Below are 13,386 nucleotides of genomic sequence, written 5' to 3'. Positions count from 1 at the left end.
GCCCTTCGTCCTCACCGGAGCTTCGCGACCGGGCCCTTGACGACGGACCCGTCCGTGAAACGTACCGCCACCCGAAGCCCCTCCGGGACGCGGCCGTCGAGCTTCCCCAAGTAGACGACGAGGTCGTGTTTGCCCGGTGGCAACGGGCGGAGGGCCCCGTCTTTCGTATTGAGGAGCCGTCCGCCTTCGAGCACGGCGAGCGTAGGGGTGTGCTTGCCGAGCGCAAAACCGCCGACGGTCTCCGGGAGGGCCTCGAGCCCGACGATGGTGTCGGCCGTCTGCTCTCCGTTGGGCTCGCCGCGCGCGTCGGTCGACGACACGAAGATGGCGTCCGCCGGACCCTCGAGCCCGAGCGCCAGAGCGACGTCGGGTGCCCCGTCGGCGAGCGCCGGACCGTCGGCGAGGCCCGCGTGGTCGGCCTTCAGGCTCTCGGGTGAAACTTCGAAATATCGAATGGTTCCGGACATTTTGGGGGGCGGCGTGGGCGCGGGCTCTTCGGGCGCCGGGGCCCCCTCCGCGGCGGGGCTCGACGGCGCGGACGAACGCGCTGCACCCCCGCAGGCGACGAGGGCGAAGACGGTGAGGCCGAGGACGACCTGCCTCGTGCCCAAGGCCGCGCGCGTCACGATGTGCCAGCGTCCGGGGGCGGCGGCGCGCTCGGCAAGCGAGGCATCGGCTCCTCGGCGGCAGGGGCTTGGGCGGGGACCTGACCGCCCGGTCCCGCGTCGGCGGCCGGCTCGACGTACTCGGGCGGTGGCCCCTCGACCGTAGGGGCCCGGAGCGACGGAGAGCACGCGGCGAAGGCGAAGGCGCCTGCGGCGGCGAGGAGAAATCGGGGCGACGAGCTCACGCCCCTCGCTTACTCGGAGGTGGCCGTCGGGCGCAAGCCGTCACGCCTGCTCGCGCGAAAGGGCTGCGATGGGCTTCGGTCGACCCGAGGGCCGAGGTCGCTCCGTGGGCGCCGGGCCCTTCGCGGCCGCGAGCCTGCGCTTCTTGGCTTCTTGGGCCCGGGCGACGTCGTCGCGGGTGGGCCAGCTCAGGGTCGCGACGAGCGCCACCATGACCACGATCGGGAGGCGTTGGCGGAGCATGAGCCCCATGTTCGCCATCGTGAACGCGTACGCGATGGTGCAAGGGATGATGAACGCCAGGAGCGAAAGGAGCGTCGCGCGGTCGGTCTTGACGAGCTTTCGGGACGCGACCACGGCGCGCACCATGAAGTAGTAGAACATGATGGTGTCGATCTTCCCGAGCTGAAGACCGAGCGTGCCACCCATCCAGGGAAACGGCGAAAAGAGCGTGTAGACGAGGCGTATCGGGAGCGACCCGATGCCCTGGTCGAGCATGACCGCCGAGCCTCCGAGCGCGTTGCCCTCGAGGGTGGCCTTGTCGGTCGCCATGGTGAACGTCCCGTCGATCGTGGTCTTGATGTTCGCCCCCTGTTGGCTTTGGAGGACGAACGCGAACACGACGGTCACGGCAAGAACGGACACGATCGGCCGCAAGTACCCCCGCGAGCCGAAGCCCATGTAGCCGATGAGGATCGGGAGCGTGGCGAGGAAGACGAGGTAGAAGCGGACGAACCAGAGCGCCGCGAGGCACACCACGCCGATGAGGACGTCGGTCAGCGAGAACTTGCGTGATACACGGATCGCGCTCCCGACGGCCCCGAGCACGAACATGAGGACGAGGCCGTCCTTGTACATGTCGGACGTGTAGAAGAGCAGCGCCGGCGAGGTGAAGAGCACCATGGTCATGCCGGTCGCCACGTTCCTCCGCGCGCCGAGCTCCATGGCCAGCTTGAAGAAATTGAGGGCGGTGACGCAGAGCGCGAGCGCCACGAGCGCCGTGCAGGCGAGGGGGGCCTTCTGACCTCCGTTCATGTAGATGAGGAGGCCGAAGAGGTTCGGTGGGAGCGACGTCGCGCCGATGAGCTCGTTGTCGGCCGCGGTCATGAACTTGATCCCGTGCATCGTCCATTGCTCGGAGATCCACTGGGCGAAATACTCGTACGTCATCGCGTCGCCGCCGAGGCCGTGGCTGAAGAACGCGACGTTGCGGGCGACCCAGTGCAGCATGAGCCGCAGCACGAAGCTCGCGATGAGGTACGAGCCGATGGTCGTCCCGAGCTCCTTCGCCGACGAGACGACGGCGATCAGGATGCCGAAGAAGACGAGGATAAAGAGGATTCCAATCACGTGAGGGGGCTCTCGCTTCGGTGCTCGACGGGTAGGCCTTAGCAGAACCCGGGGCCTACGGCACGCGAGCCTTCGGCGCTCTCGTCGGGTGCTTCGGAACGTCGGTTCGTTCACCTCGGCCCCCTTGGGTCCGGGGACCGATCGCGGTATACGCGCGTCATGTCGAGCCCCGAGCTGTCCTCGCTCGTCCAGTCCCTCGTCGTAAGCTACAGGAGCGATCCTCGTGGGCACCGCATCGGGCGCCGGTTCCTCCCGTCGAAGACGCAAATCGTCGAGATCCTCGAGCTCTCCCTCACGGTGCTCTTCCCGGGGTACTACGGGCCGCTCGAGGTCACCGAGGAGAACGTGTCATTTTACGTGGGAGAGAAGCTCGTGCGGCTCCGCGAGAAGCTCGCGCACGAGATCGAGCAGTGCCTCTGCCACGCCGCCGAGGCCGAGACGGCAGGGGCTCCGGGAGGCCAGGGCGAAATCGACGACTGCTCGAGCCACGCGAAGAAGCTCGCCACCATGCTCGTCGAGCGTTTGCCCGTGCTGCGAGGCATGCTGCTCGACGATATGCAGGCCGCGTACGACGGCGACCCCGCGGCGCAGAGCCTCGACGAGATCGTGCTTTCGTACCCGGGGTTCCTCGCGGTCGTCGTCTACCGCATCGCCCACGAGCTCTTCGAGATGGGCGTCCCGCTCATGCCACGCATCATGTCCGAGTGGGCGCACGAGCGGACGGGCTGCGACATCCACCCGGGAGCGCGCATCGGTCGGCGCTTCTTCATCGACCACGCGACGGGCACGGTCGTCGGCGAGACGAGCGTCATCGGCGACGGCGTGAAGCTCTATCAGGGCGTCACGCTCGGCGCGCTCTCCCACCCGCGCGACGAGCTCGGGAGGGTCATCCGAAACGTGAAGCGCCACCAGACCGTGGAGGACGAGGTCACGATCTACGCGAACGCGACGGTCCTCGGCGGCGCCACGGTCGTCGGCCGAGGCGCGCTCGTCGGCGGCTCGGTGTTCGTCACACGTTCGGTGCCCGCAGGGTCGCGCATCGCCCTGAAGGCTCCGGAGCTCTCGGTCCGCCAGGTGCGCGAGGCCGCGGAGTGGGTGCTCGACTTCGAGATCTAGCCTCGCCGCCACCCCGCGCGAGGTGCTCCTCGCGCGCTACGTGAGCTTCTCGAGCAGGCGGTCGAGCGCGTCCAAGTCCGCGTAAGGAATGACGATTTCGCCCTTGTTGCCCTGGTCCTTCACGAGCACCTTGGCGCCGAGGCTCTGCGTCAGGCGGCTCTCGAGATCTCGCACCGAGGCCGACTTTTCGGGGGCCTTCGCCGCGCCGCCCTTCTCTTTCTTCTCGCGGGCGAGCCGGACCATCGCCTCGGTCGCGCGCACGTTGAGCTTCCCCCGAATGACCTTCTGCGCGAGCTCACCGAGCAGCTTCGGATCGTCGCAGCCGAGGAGCGCGCGGCCGTGGCCTTCGGAGAGCTCGCCGGTGACGATCTTCTCGCGCACGTCGACGGGCAGCTTGAGGAGCCGCATCGAGTTGGCGATGGTCGTACGGTTCTTCCCGAGCCGCTCCCCGAGGCTCTCTTGGGTGTACCCGTGCTCCTTCACGAGGCGCTCGAGGGCCTCGGCGAGCTCCACCGGGTTCAGGTCCTCGCGCTGCACGTTCTCGATGATCGCGAGCTCGAACGCCGCCTTCGGAGACACGTCCTTGACGACGACCAGCACCTCTTTCAGGCCGGCGCGCTGGCTCGCTCGGAAGCGGCGCTCTCCCGCGATGATCTCGAAGACGCCCTCTTGGCCGGGGGCCCTCCGGACGGCGATGGGCTCGATGAGCCCGTGCTCGCGGATCGACGCGGCGAGCTCGTCGAGCTTCTCGCCGTCGAAGTGGCGGCGAGGCTGGCCCTTCTGGGGGACGAGCTTGTCGATCGCGCACGAGAAGACGCTCTTGTCGCCGTAGGCCGAGGTGACCTTGGCGGGGGCTTGCGCCGCGGGGAGGAGCGCGTCGAGCCCACGCCCGAGCGCGCGGCGTTTGTCTTGGCTCACGAGGTGGCTCCTTCGGTGCGCGCCGCGTGGCGATCGACGATCTCGCGCGCGAGGGCGAGATACCCCTGCGAGCCCTTCGACGCGGCGTCGTAGAGGAGGACCGGCTTGCCGTGCGACGGGGCCTCCGAGAGGCGGATGTTGCGCGGGATGACCGACTCGAACACGAAGAAGTGCTTCTTCACCTCTTCGGCGACCTGGTGGGCGAGGTTGTTCCGCGGGTCGAACATGGTGAGCACGATGCCCTCGACCGTGAGATCGGGGTTGATGCCGTTCTTCAGGCGGTCGAGCGTCGCCATGAGGTGCGTGAGCCCCTCGAGCGCGTAGTACTCGCACTGGAGCGGGACGAGCACCGACGTGGCCGCCGCGAGCGCGTTCACCGTGAGCAGCCCGAGCGACGGCGGGCAGTCGACGAGCACGTAGTCGAAGTCGGCGAGGGCAGGGGCCAGGGCCTCTCGAAGCTTCTGCGCGCGGCCCGGGTCGTCGACGAGCTCGATCTCGGCGGCGACGAGGTCTTGCGTGGCGGGCGCGACGAAGAGGTTCGGCACGTCGGTCGCGACGATCACGTCCGAGAGCGGGGAGCGCCCGATGATCGCGTCGTACACGGTGTGCTCTCGCGTGCCCGCGCGCACCCCCACGCCGGAGCTCGCGTTCCCCTGCGGGTCCATGTCGAGGAGGAGCGTCTTCACCTCGGCCGCCGCGAGGCTCGCCGCGAGGTTGACCGACGTGGTCGTCTTGCCGACGCCGCCCTTCTGGTTCACCACCGCGACGACCCGCGCGGGTCCTCGCGGGGCGCTCTCGCGTGCCTTGGTCTTTTTTGCGGTCGCCGCCATGAATGAGGCGGCCCTTCTAGCATGGGCGCGGCCCCGTGGTGCGAGTCCGCGGAGAATCGGAAACGCGGCGTCCTTCCGTGTGGCCCCTCGCTCTTCGAGCCCGGCGCTAGTTTCGGCCAGAGAAAATGCAACCCCTTTTTTTGGCGTGGCCCGGGCTCGGGTGTACGGTGTGAGCAGATGTAGGGAAACGTGAGGGAACGCTCTCACGGACCGAACGCGAACGCCCCATGCTCCCGTCCCTCTCCCACGCCCTCCTCCCTCACGACGAGCCCGCGAACGACCGGATCCTCCGGCCTTTCTACCTGGGCGCGAAGGCCCGCGAGTCTGCCGCGGACGTCGTGTCTCTCGAGGACGTGCGGAAGGCGAGAGCCCGGGCGAACGCGCCGCGCTGACCCCTCGTCCCGCTCCCCACCCCCGTGCTCGCGGCGTGCACCGCGAGCGCGAGTCGCCGTCCGTCACCCATCCCGGAGATCCCCATGGCCGTTCCGAAGCACTACCGAACCATCGAAGAGTTTCACCGCGAAGAGCTCCGCCCGAGCTTCCGCGTCGGCCTCACGTACGAGGATCTCATGCAGGAGACCACCTTCGAGAGCTCCGACATGCTCTTCGACGACACGCACGACGAGTACGACCCCGACCTCATGGACGTGGAAGACGACTGACGCGCGTCCCCAAGATTTCGGTCCTCCCGGACCTCCCGCCCTCGACCGACGCCTCTCGGTCGGGGGCACTTTTTTTGGCCCAGGGCCGGCTTGCGCATCGCCCCACGGACGGGCATGGTGTGCCCTCGATGGGCCTCTCCGACGACGACGCCAAGGCGAGGCTCACGGTCGCTCGCCCGAGCGGGCAAGACCGCCGCGAGGCGCTCATCGTCGCCGCGGTGATCTTCGCGTTCGGCTTCCTCGGCATGTACGTGTTCCTCCACGAGCCGCTGCAGAAATCGCTGGTCGTCGGGCTCATGGGCTCGGCCGTGGGGTCCTTCCGCTTCGCCCTGCGAAAGATCGCTCGGCCGAGGTAGTCACTCCGCGTGGACCTCCTCCTCGACGAGTCGGCCGTCGACCGGCTCCGCACCCTCCGCCCTCGCGACTGCGACTATGTCGCCCTCGACGTGACCTCGTCGCGCGCGCTCTTCGCGGCGCTCGCGGCCGTCTCGCCCGTGGCCTGCCTGCTCGGCGCGAGCGTGTCGGGGCCCGAGCTCCGCGAGGCCTTGGTCGCGAGGCTCGGTGGTGGCCACGAGGTGTCGGCGTGCTGCGACTTCCTCTCGGGCGGGTGGCTCCCCGAAGGGCCCGTGCCTCACGTGGGCGAGCCCCTCACGGGCTGGCTTGGCGAAATTTCTCAAGGATTTCCGGGAGATCCGGTCGCGTTTGGCAAGACGCCGGCCCGGGTCGTCAAGCTCGCGCGGCTCCTCATGGCCCGGGCGGGGGCCTACCCTCGGAGGCGCCTCGTCGAGGCCGCGCGCGCCGCGTACGAGGGGCCCTACAACGCCCACGACGCCGTCGCCGCGCTCTTCGTCACGCAGCCCGACGAGGCGCTCCGGATCGCGGGAGAGCTCGTCGCGAGCCGCCAAAAGAGCTCGAGCATCCGCCGGCACACGGCGGACGTGGTCCAGTGGGCGGCGCGGGCCGGGTACGCGTCGGTCGGCTCGGGCGAGGTCACGGTCCTCCCCACGATGCCGCCCCCGAGGCCGCCCCCGAGGCAAGGCGCGCGGGAAAAATAGCGCCGGGCGCTGCTCGCCACTTGACGGGGAGGCCCGAGCCCGTATGGTGCCGGCCTCCTCATGCAAGTCACAGTCTCGCGCATCTCCCAGGTCGTCCTCGAGCTCCAAATCGACGTCCCCGCCGACGCGGTCAAGGCCGAGGTCGAACGTCAGTACTCGACCCTCGCCAAGAAGGCCCACGTCAAGGGCTACCGCCCCGGCAAAGCCCCGCGGCCCGTCCTCCGGACCCTCTTCGGGCCCCAGGTCGAGAACGACGTGGCGCAGAGCCTCGTGAACACGACGCTCCCGCAGGCGCTCTCGAAAGAGAACGTGACGCCGATCAGCCAGCCCACGGTGGTCGACGCGAGCCGCGTCTCGCAGGACGCCCCGTTCACCTTCAAGGCGCGCATGGAAGTGCAGCCCGAGCTCGCCACGGTGAAGTTCGAAGGCTTCACGCTCTACCGCCCCAAGGTCGAGGTGACCGACGCGCAGGTCGACGAGCAAATCGAGGGCCTCCGCCAGCGCCACGCGACCCTCAAGTCGCCCGAGCCCGCGCGCCCCGTGAAGGCCGGCGACGTGGTCACGATCGACTTCACCCTCAAGGTCGACGGCAAAGAGATCAAGGACGGCGGCGGCGAGGGCATCCAGCTCGAGGTCGGCGCGGGCCAGGCGCTCCCCGAGCTCGACGCGGCCCTCCTCGGCAAGAACGTGGGCGACACCTTCGAGGCCGAGTCCACCTTCGCCGACAACCACCCCCGGAAGGACTTCCAGGGCAAGAAGGGCACCTTCGGCGTCAAGCTGACCGACGTGAAGGAGCGCGAGCTCCCCAAGGTCGACGACGAATTCGCCAAAGACGTCGGCAACTTCGGCACCTTGGTCGAGCTCCGCGCCGACATCCACACCCGCCTCGAGAAGATGGCGAAGGAGCGCTCGGAGACCGCGGTCGCCGAGCAGATCGTCGTGAAGCTCAACGAGGAGAACCCGTGCGAGGTTCCCCCGTCGCTCGTCCTCCAGCAGGCGCAGATGCTCCAGCAAGAGCTCGCGATGCAGGCGCGCCGCTCGGGTCAGCGCTTCTCGCAGGCTCAGGCCGAAGAGCTCGGTCGCGCCGTCCTGGCGGACGCGGAGCGCAAGGTCCGCGCGGGCCTCGTCATGGCGGGCATCGCCAAGGCGAACCAGTTCATGGTGAACGACGACGACATCGAGAAGGGCCTCGCCGAGCTCGCCGCCGAGACCGGGAAGAACGTCGCCAAGCTGCGTGTCGAGTACCGCGAGAAGTCGAAGCGCGACATCCTCGTCGGCATGATCCTCGAGGACAAAATCTTGGACTTCATCGAGAGCAAGTCCACCATCGTCGACGGGGATCCGCCGGCGCCCGAGGCCAAGGCCGAGGAAAAGGCGGCCGAAGCGAAGTAAGCTTCGGACGCGGCATCGAAGCACACGAACGAACGGGCCCGGAGACACAGACCTTCGGGCCCTTTTTTCACGACGACCCGACATAGGCGTACAGAAAGGCCTCATTTCATGGTGAAGCGCCCCGAGAACCGCACCCAGGCGATCCAGTACCTCGAAGCGAACCGCGAGCGCCTCTCGGCGCAGGTCTACGCCACGCCGTACGTGGTCGAGACGACCCACCGCGGCGAGCGCACGTGGGACATCTTCAGCCGCCTCCTCAAGGACCGGATAGTGTTCCTCGGAACGCCGGTCGACGACATGGTCGCCAACGAGATCGTCGCGCAGCTCCTCTTCCTGGAGAGCGAAGATCCCGACAAGGAGATCATGATCTACATCAACTCGCCGGGCGGCGTCGTCTACAGCGGCCTCGCGATCTTCGACACCATGCAGTACGTCCGCTGCCCCGTGGCGACGGCGTGCATCGGCATGGCCGCGTCGATGGCGGCGGTGCTGCTCGCGGCCGGTCACAAGGGCAGCCGCTCGGCCCTCCCGAACTCGCGCATCATGATCCACCAGCCGCACGGCGGCGCGCGTGGCCAAGTGACCGACATCGAGATCCAGGCCCGTGAGGTCCGCCTCTTGAAGGACACCCTCACCGACATCCTCGCCGACGCCACCGGCAAGTCGCGCGATCAGATCCTGAAGGACATCGACCGCGACTTCTACATGAGCGCGACGGCCGCCAAAGAGTACGGCCTCATCGACAACGTGTTCTTCCCCAAGAAGAAGACGGGCGACGAGAAAGACAAGAAGTAGCCTCGGCCTTCTTCCTACGATCGGGCCCCGGCTCTCCGCCGCGGGCCCGTCGTGCGTTTGTCGTCTGCTAAGTGTCCGAAACTATAAGGGATCAGAGCCAGCGCACGTGCTCGCGGCAGAGCCTCACGCGCGTCTTCGAGAAGCCGTGTTTGAAGGCCGCGATGGCGTTGCGTTTGGGGTCGGTGTCGTCCTCGTGGGGGACGCCGCCGAGATCGAGCTCGCGCGCTCCGAAGCTTCGCGCCCACGTGATGGCCGCGGCGAGGGGAGGGCTCATCTTGCTGTACGGGCGCTTCGCCACGGAGGTCGCGCCGTGCGCGAGGTGGAGGCGTGTGTCCGTGCGCACGACCACGACCCCTCCGAGGTCGCGCTCGTCGTCCCGAGAGACGAAACACGCGACGCGCTCGCTGTACCCCGTCACCTCGCCGAGGGCCGCCGCGAAGGCTGGCTTCGGGCTCGGTTTGCCTTGCGCCGAGAGGGTCTCGTCCATGAGCGCGAAGAACGCGCGGCACCCGTCGCCGCGCACACGGTCGGTGCGAACCCCGAGTTTTTTGGCTTGTTTGAGCTCGTAGCGCAGCGTCTTTCGTTCGCTGCCCGCGAAGACGTCGGCCTCGTTCGGGGCGTCGATGGGCATGCGTAGGGTGCGCACGTGGGCGCCCGCCGGATCGTCGATGGGGTGGTAACCGAGGTCGGCCAACGTGCGCTCCGCGGGGCCCACGGCGTCGTCCGCGAGGTACGGCATGACCGAGAGGCGCACGACGCCACGCACGAGGAGCGCGCGACGCAGGTGCACGAGCACCTCGGAAAGACGCTCCGGCGCGGCCACCACGGGCCCTCGCTCCACCTGCGCGAACGGAAGACCGAGCGGGCCGAGCGTCGACCGAAGCACGAGGGCCGCGCCCACGATCTCGCCACGCTCGCGCGCGAGGAACACGTACGGCGAGAACGGCCGGCTCGCCGCGGCCAAGGTCCCGTAGTCGCGGAGCTGCGCGAAGCTCGCCGTGGGCCCTCGGGCGACGAACGCGTCGAATGCGCGCCCGTCGTCGGGTTCCGGACGTGCCGTCAGGACGATGTCCACGGGGGCTCTCTAGTGCACCGCGCTCGGGATGGCACCCTCTTCGTCGAGGGATGCCTCGCCGGCGCGGTCGAAGGGGGCGCGGCGCGCTCCGCCTTTTGGTAGAAACCGCCGTCGTATGGAAAAGCTTCGCGTCCTTTTCTTGAACGACACCTCGCGGAACGGGGGCCCCCCGCGGAGCCTCTTCTACATCCTCAAGTTCTTGGACCCGGAGCGCATCCATCGCGCCGTGCTCCTGCCAAGAAGAGGAGTGGTTTCGGAGCTTTACGAACGCGAGAAGGTCGCCGACGAGCTCTTCGTCGACGAGTCCCTCGTGGAGAACCCGGTCGAGCCGTGGACGCGCGCCATGGAGCGCCGGGACTTCGACGCGGGCCCGCTCACGAAGGGCAGGAGGCTCGTCGGCAACCTCGGTCGCGGGGCGTACTCGGTCGTCTCCCTCGCTCGGCGCCTCCGCGAGGGAAAGTACGATCTCCTCTATTGCAACGGCACCAACGCCGACTTCTTCGGCGGCATCGCGTCGAAGCTGTCGGGTGTGCCGTGCCTCTGGCACGTGCGGTACACGTCGGTTCCGAAGGGGCTCGTGAAGGTCCACGACGAGCTCGCGCGCTCGGCCGGTGTGCGCCGCATCGTCTGCGTCTCGAAGGCCTCGGCGAGCCTGTTCCCCGACTGCCCGGACAAGGTCCGCGTGGTGCACAACGCGCTCGATCCCGACGACTTCGGCGGCGCCGCCCCGAGCCCCGTGCTCCGCGCCGAGCTCGGCCTCCCCGAGGGCACGGTGGTCTTCGGGAGCCAAGGGCGCATCTTGCCGCGCAAGGGCTACATGGAGCTCGTCGACGCCGCGAAGATCGCCCTCTCGCGCATGACCGCGTCGGAGCGTGAGCGCGTGCGCTTCGTCGTGCTCGGCGACACCCCGGAGGACATCTTCCCCGATCACCTCGCCGAGTGCCGCGCCCGCGTGACGGCGCTGAACCTCGAGAAATACGTGCAGTTTCTCGGCTTCCGCGTCGACGTTCGCCCCTACGTGGCCGACTTCGACGTCGCCGTGGTCCCGAGCGTGTACCCCGACCCGCTCCCGCGCGCCGTCATCGAGTCGATGGCCATGGAGAAGCCCGTGGTCGCGTTCGACGTGGGCGGCGTCGCCGAGATGCTCGTGGGTGGACGCACGGGGACGCTCGTGCACGGCGCCCCGCCGGACGTGAACGGCATGGCCGAGGCGTTCCTCCGCTACTTCCGCGATCCCGCCCTGCGCGAGGCCCACGGCCGCGCCGGACGCGAGCGCATCCTCAGCGATTTCTCGGCCGAACGTCAGGCCAAGATCATCCAGGGCGAGATCGAGCGCGCGGCCGCCAAAGGGTGAGCGGAGGTCTCCTTCGGCGCGCTACCGTCCCGCGTCGGGGAGGCCCGAAAAGCCCGCGATTCGCCGGATCTCGCGCCACGTGAAGGCCGCCGTCTCCTCGGCGCCGACGCCGTCGAAGTGGAGCCCGTCGGGGCGAATGGGCTCGCCCTTGCTGAGCAGGTTGCACTCCTTCGTGGGGCAGACGAACGCCATGAGGTCGATCGTCGGCAGACCGCGCGACCTCGCGAAGTCGTCGAGGATGGTGTTCAAACACACGACTCTCTCGGGGACGTCGCCGTAGCGCCATCGGCCGACCGGGTAGGGGACCTTGGCCACGACGACGCGCCCCGCGCGCTCCCCCATGCCGTCGACGAGCACGCCGAGCCGCTTTTTGTAGGCTTCGGCGAACGTGGGCTCGCACGTCTTGGGCGTGAGGAAGGCGCCGCCCATCACGATGAGCGTGACGTCCGGGCGGAGCGCCTCGGTGTCCTTGACCCAGTCGCGTGAGCAGCTCGTACCCTCGATGCGCTTGCCGTCGACGACGCGCACCTCGGCCTCGAACAGGGTGCACGAGCCGACGCCGCGCTCGGCCACGAAGACCTCGCGATCGTCTTGGCCGTGGCGCATCGCGATGCCGAGGAACGACGCGACCGAGTCGCCGAGGGTGAGCACGCGGAGCTGCCCGGGACGGAGGTCCTTCGCGGCCGGGAGCGTCTGCATCGTGACCGAGTACTTCGTGGGGTACGCACCCGCCGTGACGACCTCGAGGGGCCGAGGGGGAGGGGCCTTGCGCAGCGTTTTTGCCAAGAAGATCGGAAGGATGGACGCGACGAAGGCGAGCGGCACGACGAGCGCGGGGCGGCCCCCGGGGAGGCCGTTCTTGCGGATCGGCGTCTCGAGGAAGCGGTACGAGACGAGCGCGATCACGGCGGTGACGGCGAAGCGCAACACCGTGAGCACGAGGGGTCCCACGTGCACACGCTCCGGTGTCATGACCACGAAGACCGGCCAGTGCCACAGGTACACGCCGTACGAGACGTTGCCCAAAGCGCGCAGCGGGCGGAGCGAGAAGAGGCGCGCGACGAGGCACGACGGGCGCGCGACGGCCGCCGCGACGAGCACGAGGCACGCGAGCTCGGTGACGAAGAAGCCCCCGCGGTAGAGCCACGGGCTCTCTCCGGGGAGCCGCGCCCAGGCCACGGCGAGCAGGCCGAGCGCGACGAGCGCGAACGCACCGAGGGCCCGCCCCGCACGGCCCTCGAGGCGCGAGGTCGGAGGGAGCTTCACGGCGAGGGCGGCCCCGAGCAGCATGCCCGACGCGCGGGTGTCCGTGCCGAGGTAGACGCGCCCGCTGCGCTCGGGGTGGTAGAGGCCGATCATGAGCGCCGACGAGACGAGCCCGAGGGCGAGCACGACGCGAAAGAGGCGCTTTTTTCCCCGCTCGTGGGCCCCCTCGCCGCGGCCCAAGGCGAACGCGGCGAGCAGCGGATAGAGCACGTAGAACTGCTCCTCGATGGCGAGGCTCCACGTGTGCTCGAGCGGCGAGGGCGCGGCGAAGAGATCCCAGTAGCTCTTGTTCGAGAGGATCGCGCGGAGGTTCGCGACGTACCCGAGCGTGGCGAGCGCGTCGCCGAGGATCCTGGCGAGCTCGCCGTGCTTCGCCCACACGAACGCGTAGAGGCCCACCCCGGGCAGGAGCGCTAGGAGGGCAGGGAGGAGCCGCCGCGCGCGCCTCACCCAGAACGCGCCGAGCGCGATCCTTGCGCTCTTCTGGTGCTCGGCCACGAGCAGGCTCGTGATGAGGTACCCCGAGAGGACGAAGAAGAGATCGACGCCGAGGTAGCCGCCGCGCAGCATGCCCTCCGCGTGAAAAAAGAGCACGCCGAGCACGGCCGCGCCCCGCAGGCCGTCGAGGGCCGGGACGTGGGGGACGAGGCCGTGGGGGCGAGGGCTCTCTTCGGCCACGGCGCGTGCCCTAGCGCACTTCGCCGACGGGGCGCACAAAATTGAAG

The 13,386-nt window shown here is 69.0% G+C and carries 15 protein-coding genes; 8 read left to right on the top strand and 7 right to left on the bottom strand.

All coding sequences use genetic code 11. The features are described from left to right. Window positions 1–11: 11 nt before the first annotated feature. The 3 genes from IPK71_23365 to IPK71_23355 are packed head-to-tail and all read right to left on the bottom strand — an operon-like array spanning window position 12 to window position 2,198. A complete protein-coding gene (locus IPK71_23365) occupies window positions 12–626 on the bottom strand; it encodes a hypothetical protein (protein ID MBK8216678.1) in 615 nt (204 codons plus the stop codon). Beyond that, on the bottom strand, window positions 623–850 hold the full coding sequence (locus IPK71_23360) for a hypothetical protein (protein ID MBK8216677.1): 228 nt from the start codon (window positions 848–850) through the stop codon (window positions 623–625). The genes IPK71_23365 and IPK71_23360 overlap by 4 nt, the downstream gene beginning before the upstream one ends. A 40-nt stretch (window positions 851–890) precedes the next feature. Next, a complete protein-coding gene (locus IPK71_23355; GenBank protein MBK8216676.1) occupies window positions 891–2,198 on the bottom strand; it encodes a hypothetical protein in 1,308 nt (435 codons plus the stop codon). A 159-nt stretch (window positions 2,199–2,357) separates the two neighbouring features. On the opposite strand from IPK71_23355, the gene IPK71_23350 reads away from it, so the two are divergent. After that, complete coding sequence (locus IPK71_23350; protein MBK8216675.1) at window positions 2,358–3,314, top strand: serine acetyltransferase; 957 nt, start codon at window positions 2,358–2,360, stop codon at window positions 3,312–3,314. Window positions 3,315–3,350: 36 nt separating this feature from the next. Here IPK71_23350 and IPK71_23345 read toward each other — a convergent pair whose 3' ends face one another. Next, window positions 3,351–4,232: a ParB/RepB/Spo0J family partition protein gene (locus IPK71_23345; protein ID MBK8216674.1), complete on the bottom strand. Its 882-nt coding sequence runs from the start codon at window positions 4,230–4,232 to the stop codon at window positions 3,351–3,353. Next, the gene (locus tag IPK71_23340) at window positions 4,229–5,062 is read right to left on the bottom strand and encodes a ParA family protein (protein MBK8216673.1); all 834 of its coding nucleotides are present in this window, start codon (window positions 5,060–5,062) and stop codon (window positions 4,229–4,231) included. Before IPK71_23340 ends, IPK71_23345 begins: the two co-directional genes overlap by 4 nt. A gap of 227 nt (window positions 5,063–5,289) precedes the next feature. Between IPK71_23340 and IPK71_23335 the strand changes: the two genes are divergently transcribed. The 6 genes from IPK71_23335 to IPK71_23310 all read left to right on the top strand — a co-directional run bounded on the left by IPK71_23335 (window position 5,290) and on the right by IPK71_23310 (window position 8,966). After that, on the top strand, window positions 5,290–5,454 hold the full coding sequence (locus tag IPK71_23335; GenBank protein MBK8216672.1) for a hypothetical protein: 165 nt from the start codon (window positions 5,290–5,292) through the stop codon (window positions 5,452–5,454). An 84-nt stretch (window positions 5,455–5,538) separates the two neighbouring features. Beyond that, window positions 5,539–5,724, top strand: a complete 186-nt coding sequence (locus IPK71_23330; GenBank protein MBK8216671.1) for a transcriptional regulator — start codon at window positions 5,539–5,541, stop codon at window positions 5,722–5,724. A 128-nt stretch (window positions 5,725–5,852) separates the two neighbouring features. Beyond that, a complete protein-coding gene (locus IPK71_23325) occupies window positions 5,853–6,080 on the top strand; it encodes a hypothetical protein (GenBank protein MBK8216670.1) in 228 nt (75 codons plus the stop codon). Window positions 6,081–6,089: 9 nt separating this feature from the next. Then, window positions 6,090–6,779 carry a hypothetical protein gene (locus tag IPK71_23320; protein MBK8216669.1) on the top strand — a complete coding sequence of 230 codons (690 nt, stop codon included), beginning with the start codon at window positions 6,090–6,092 and terminating at the stop codon, window positions 6,777–6,779. Between the two features lie 60 nt (window positions 6,780–6,839). Beyond that, window positions 6,840–8,171, top strand: coding sequence for a trigger factor (tig, locus tag IPK71_23315; protein MBK8216668.1), 1,332 nt, complete (start codon window positions 6,840–6,842; stop codon window positions 8,169–8,171). 108 nt (window positions 8,172–8,279) lie between these two features. Further along, complete coding sequence (locus IPK71_23310) at window positions 8,280–8,966, top strand: ATP-dependent Clp protease proteolytic subunit (GenBank protein ID MBK8216667.1); 687 nt, start codon at window positions 8,280–8,282, stop codon at window positions 8,964–8,966. Window positions 8,967–9,057: 91 nt separating this feature from the next. On the opposite strand, the gene IPK71_23305 is transcribed toward IPK71_23310, so the two are convergent. Further along, a complete protein-coding gene (locus tag IPK71_23305) occupies window positions 9,058–10,041 on the bottom strand; it encodes a GNAT family N-acetyltransferase (protein MBK8216666.1) in 984 nt (327 codons plus the stop codon). A 115-nt stretch (window positions 10,042–10,156) separates the two neighbouring features. Here IPK71_23305 and IPK71_23300 point away from each other — a divergent pair, with 115 nt between their 5' ends. After that, window positions 10,157–11,395: a glycosyltransferase gene (locus tag IPK71_23300; protein ID MBK8216665.1), complete on the top strand. Its 1,239-nt coding sequence runs from the start codon at window positions 10,157–10,159 to the stop codon at window positions 11,393–11,395. Between the two features lie 21 nt (window positions 11,396–11,416). On the opposite strand, the gene IPK71_23295 is transcribed toward IPK71_23300, so the two are convergent. Next, window positions 11,417–13,339, bottom strand: coding sequence for an acyltransferase (locus IPK71_23295; protein MBK8216664.1), 1,923 nt, complete (start codon window positions 13,337–13,339; stop codon window positions 11,417–11,419). Between the last annotated feature and the right edge of the window lie 47 nt (window positions 13,340–13,386).

Source organism: Myxococcales bacterium, assembly GCA_016712525.1.
In the GTDB taxonomy this organism is placed as follows: domain Bacteria; phylum Myxococcota_A; class Polyangia; order Polyangiales; family Polyangiaceae; genus JAAFHV01.
The sequence above is the reverse complement of the archived record's forward strand: the minus strand, read 5'-3'. Positions and strand labels throughout refer to the sequence as shown.

Coding starts and splice junctions, on each gene's coding strand:
- IPK71_23350 (MBK8216675.1), top strand. CDS start 2,358: ATGTCGAGCCCCGAGCTGTCCTCGCTCGTCCAGTCCCTCGTCGTAAGC.
- IPK71_23340 (MBK8216673.1), bottom strand. CDS start 5,062: ATGGCGGCGACCGCAAAAAAGACCAAGGCACGCGAGAGCGCCCCGCGA.
- IPK71_23335 (MBK8216672.1), top strand. CDS start 5,290: ATGCTCCCGTCCCTCTCCCACGCCCTCCTCCCTCACGACGAGCCCGCG.
- IPK71_23330 (MBK8216671.1), top strand. CDS start 5,539: ATGGCCGTTCCGAAGCACTACCGAACCATCGAAGAGTTTCACCGCGAA.
- IPK71_23325 (MBK8216670.1), top strand. CDS start 5,853: ATGGGCCTCTCCGACGACGACGCCAAGGCGAGGCTCACGGTCGCTCGC.
- tig (MBK8216668.1), top strand. CDS start 6,840: ATGCAAGTCACAGTCTCGCGCATCTCCCAGGTCGTCCTCGAGCTCCAA.
- IPK71_23310 (MBK8216667.1), top strand. CDS start 8,280: ATGGTGAAGCGCCCCGAGAACCGCACCCAGGCGATCCAGTACCTCGAA.
- IPK71_23300 (MBK8216665.1), top strand. CDS start 10,157: ATGGAAAAGCTTCGCGTCCTTTTCTTGAACGACACCTCGCGGAACGGG.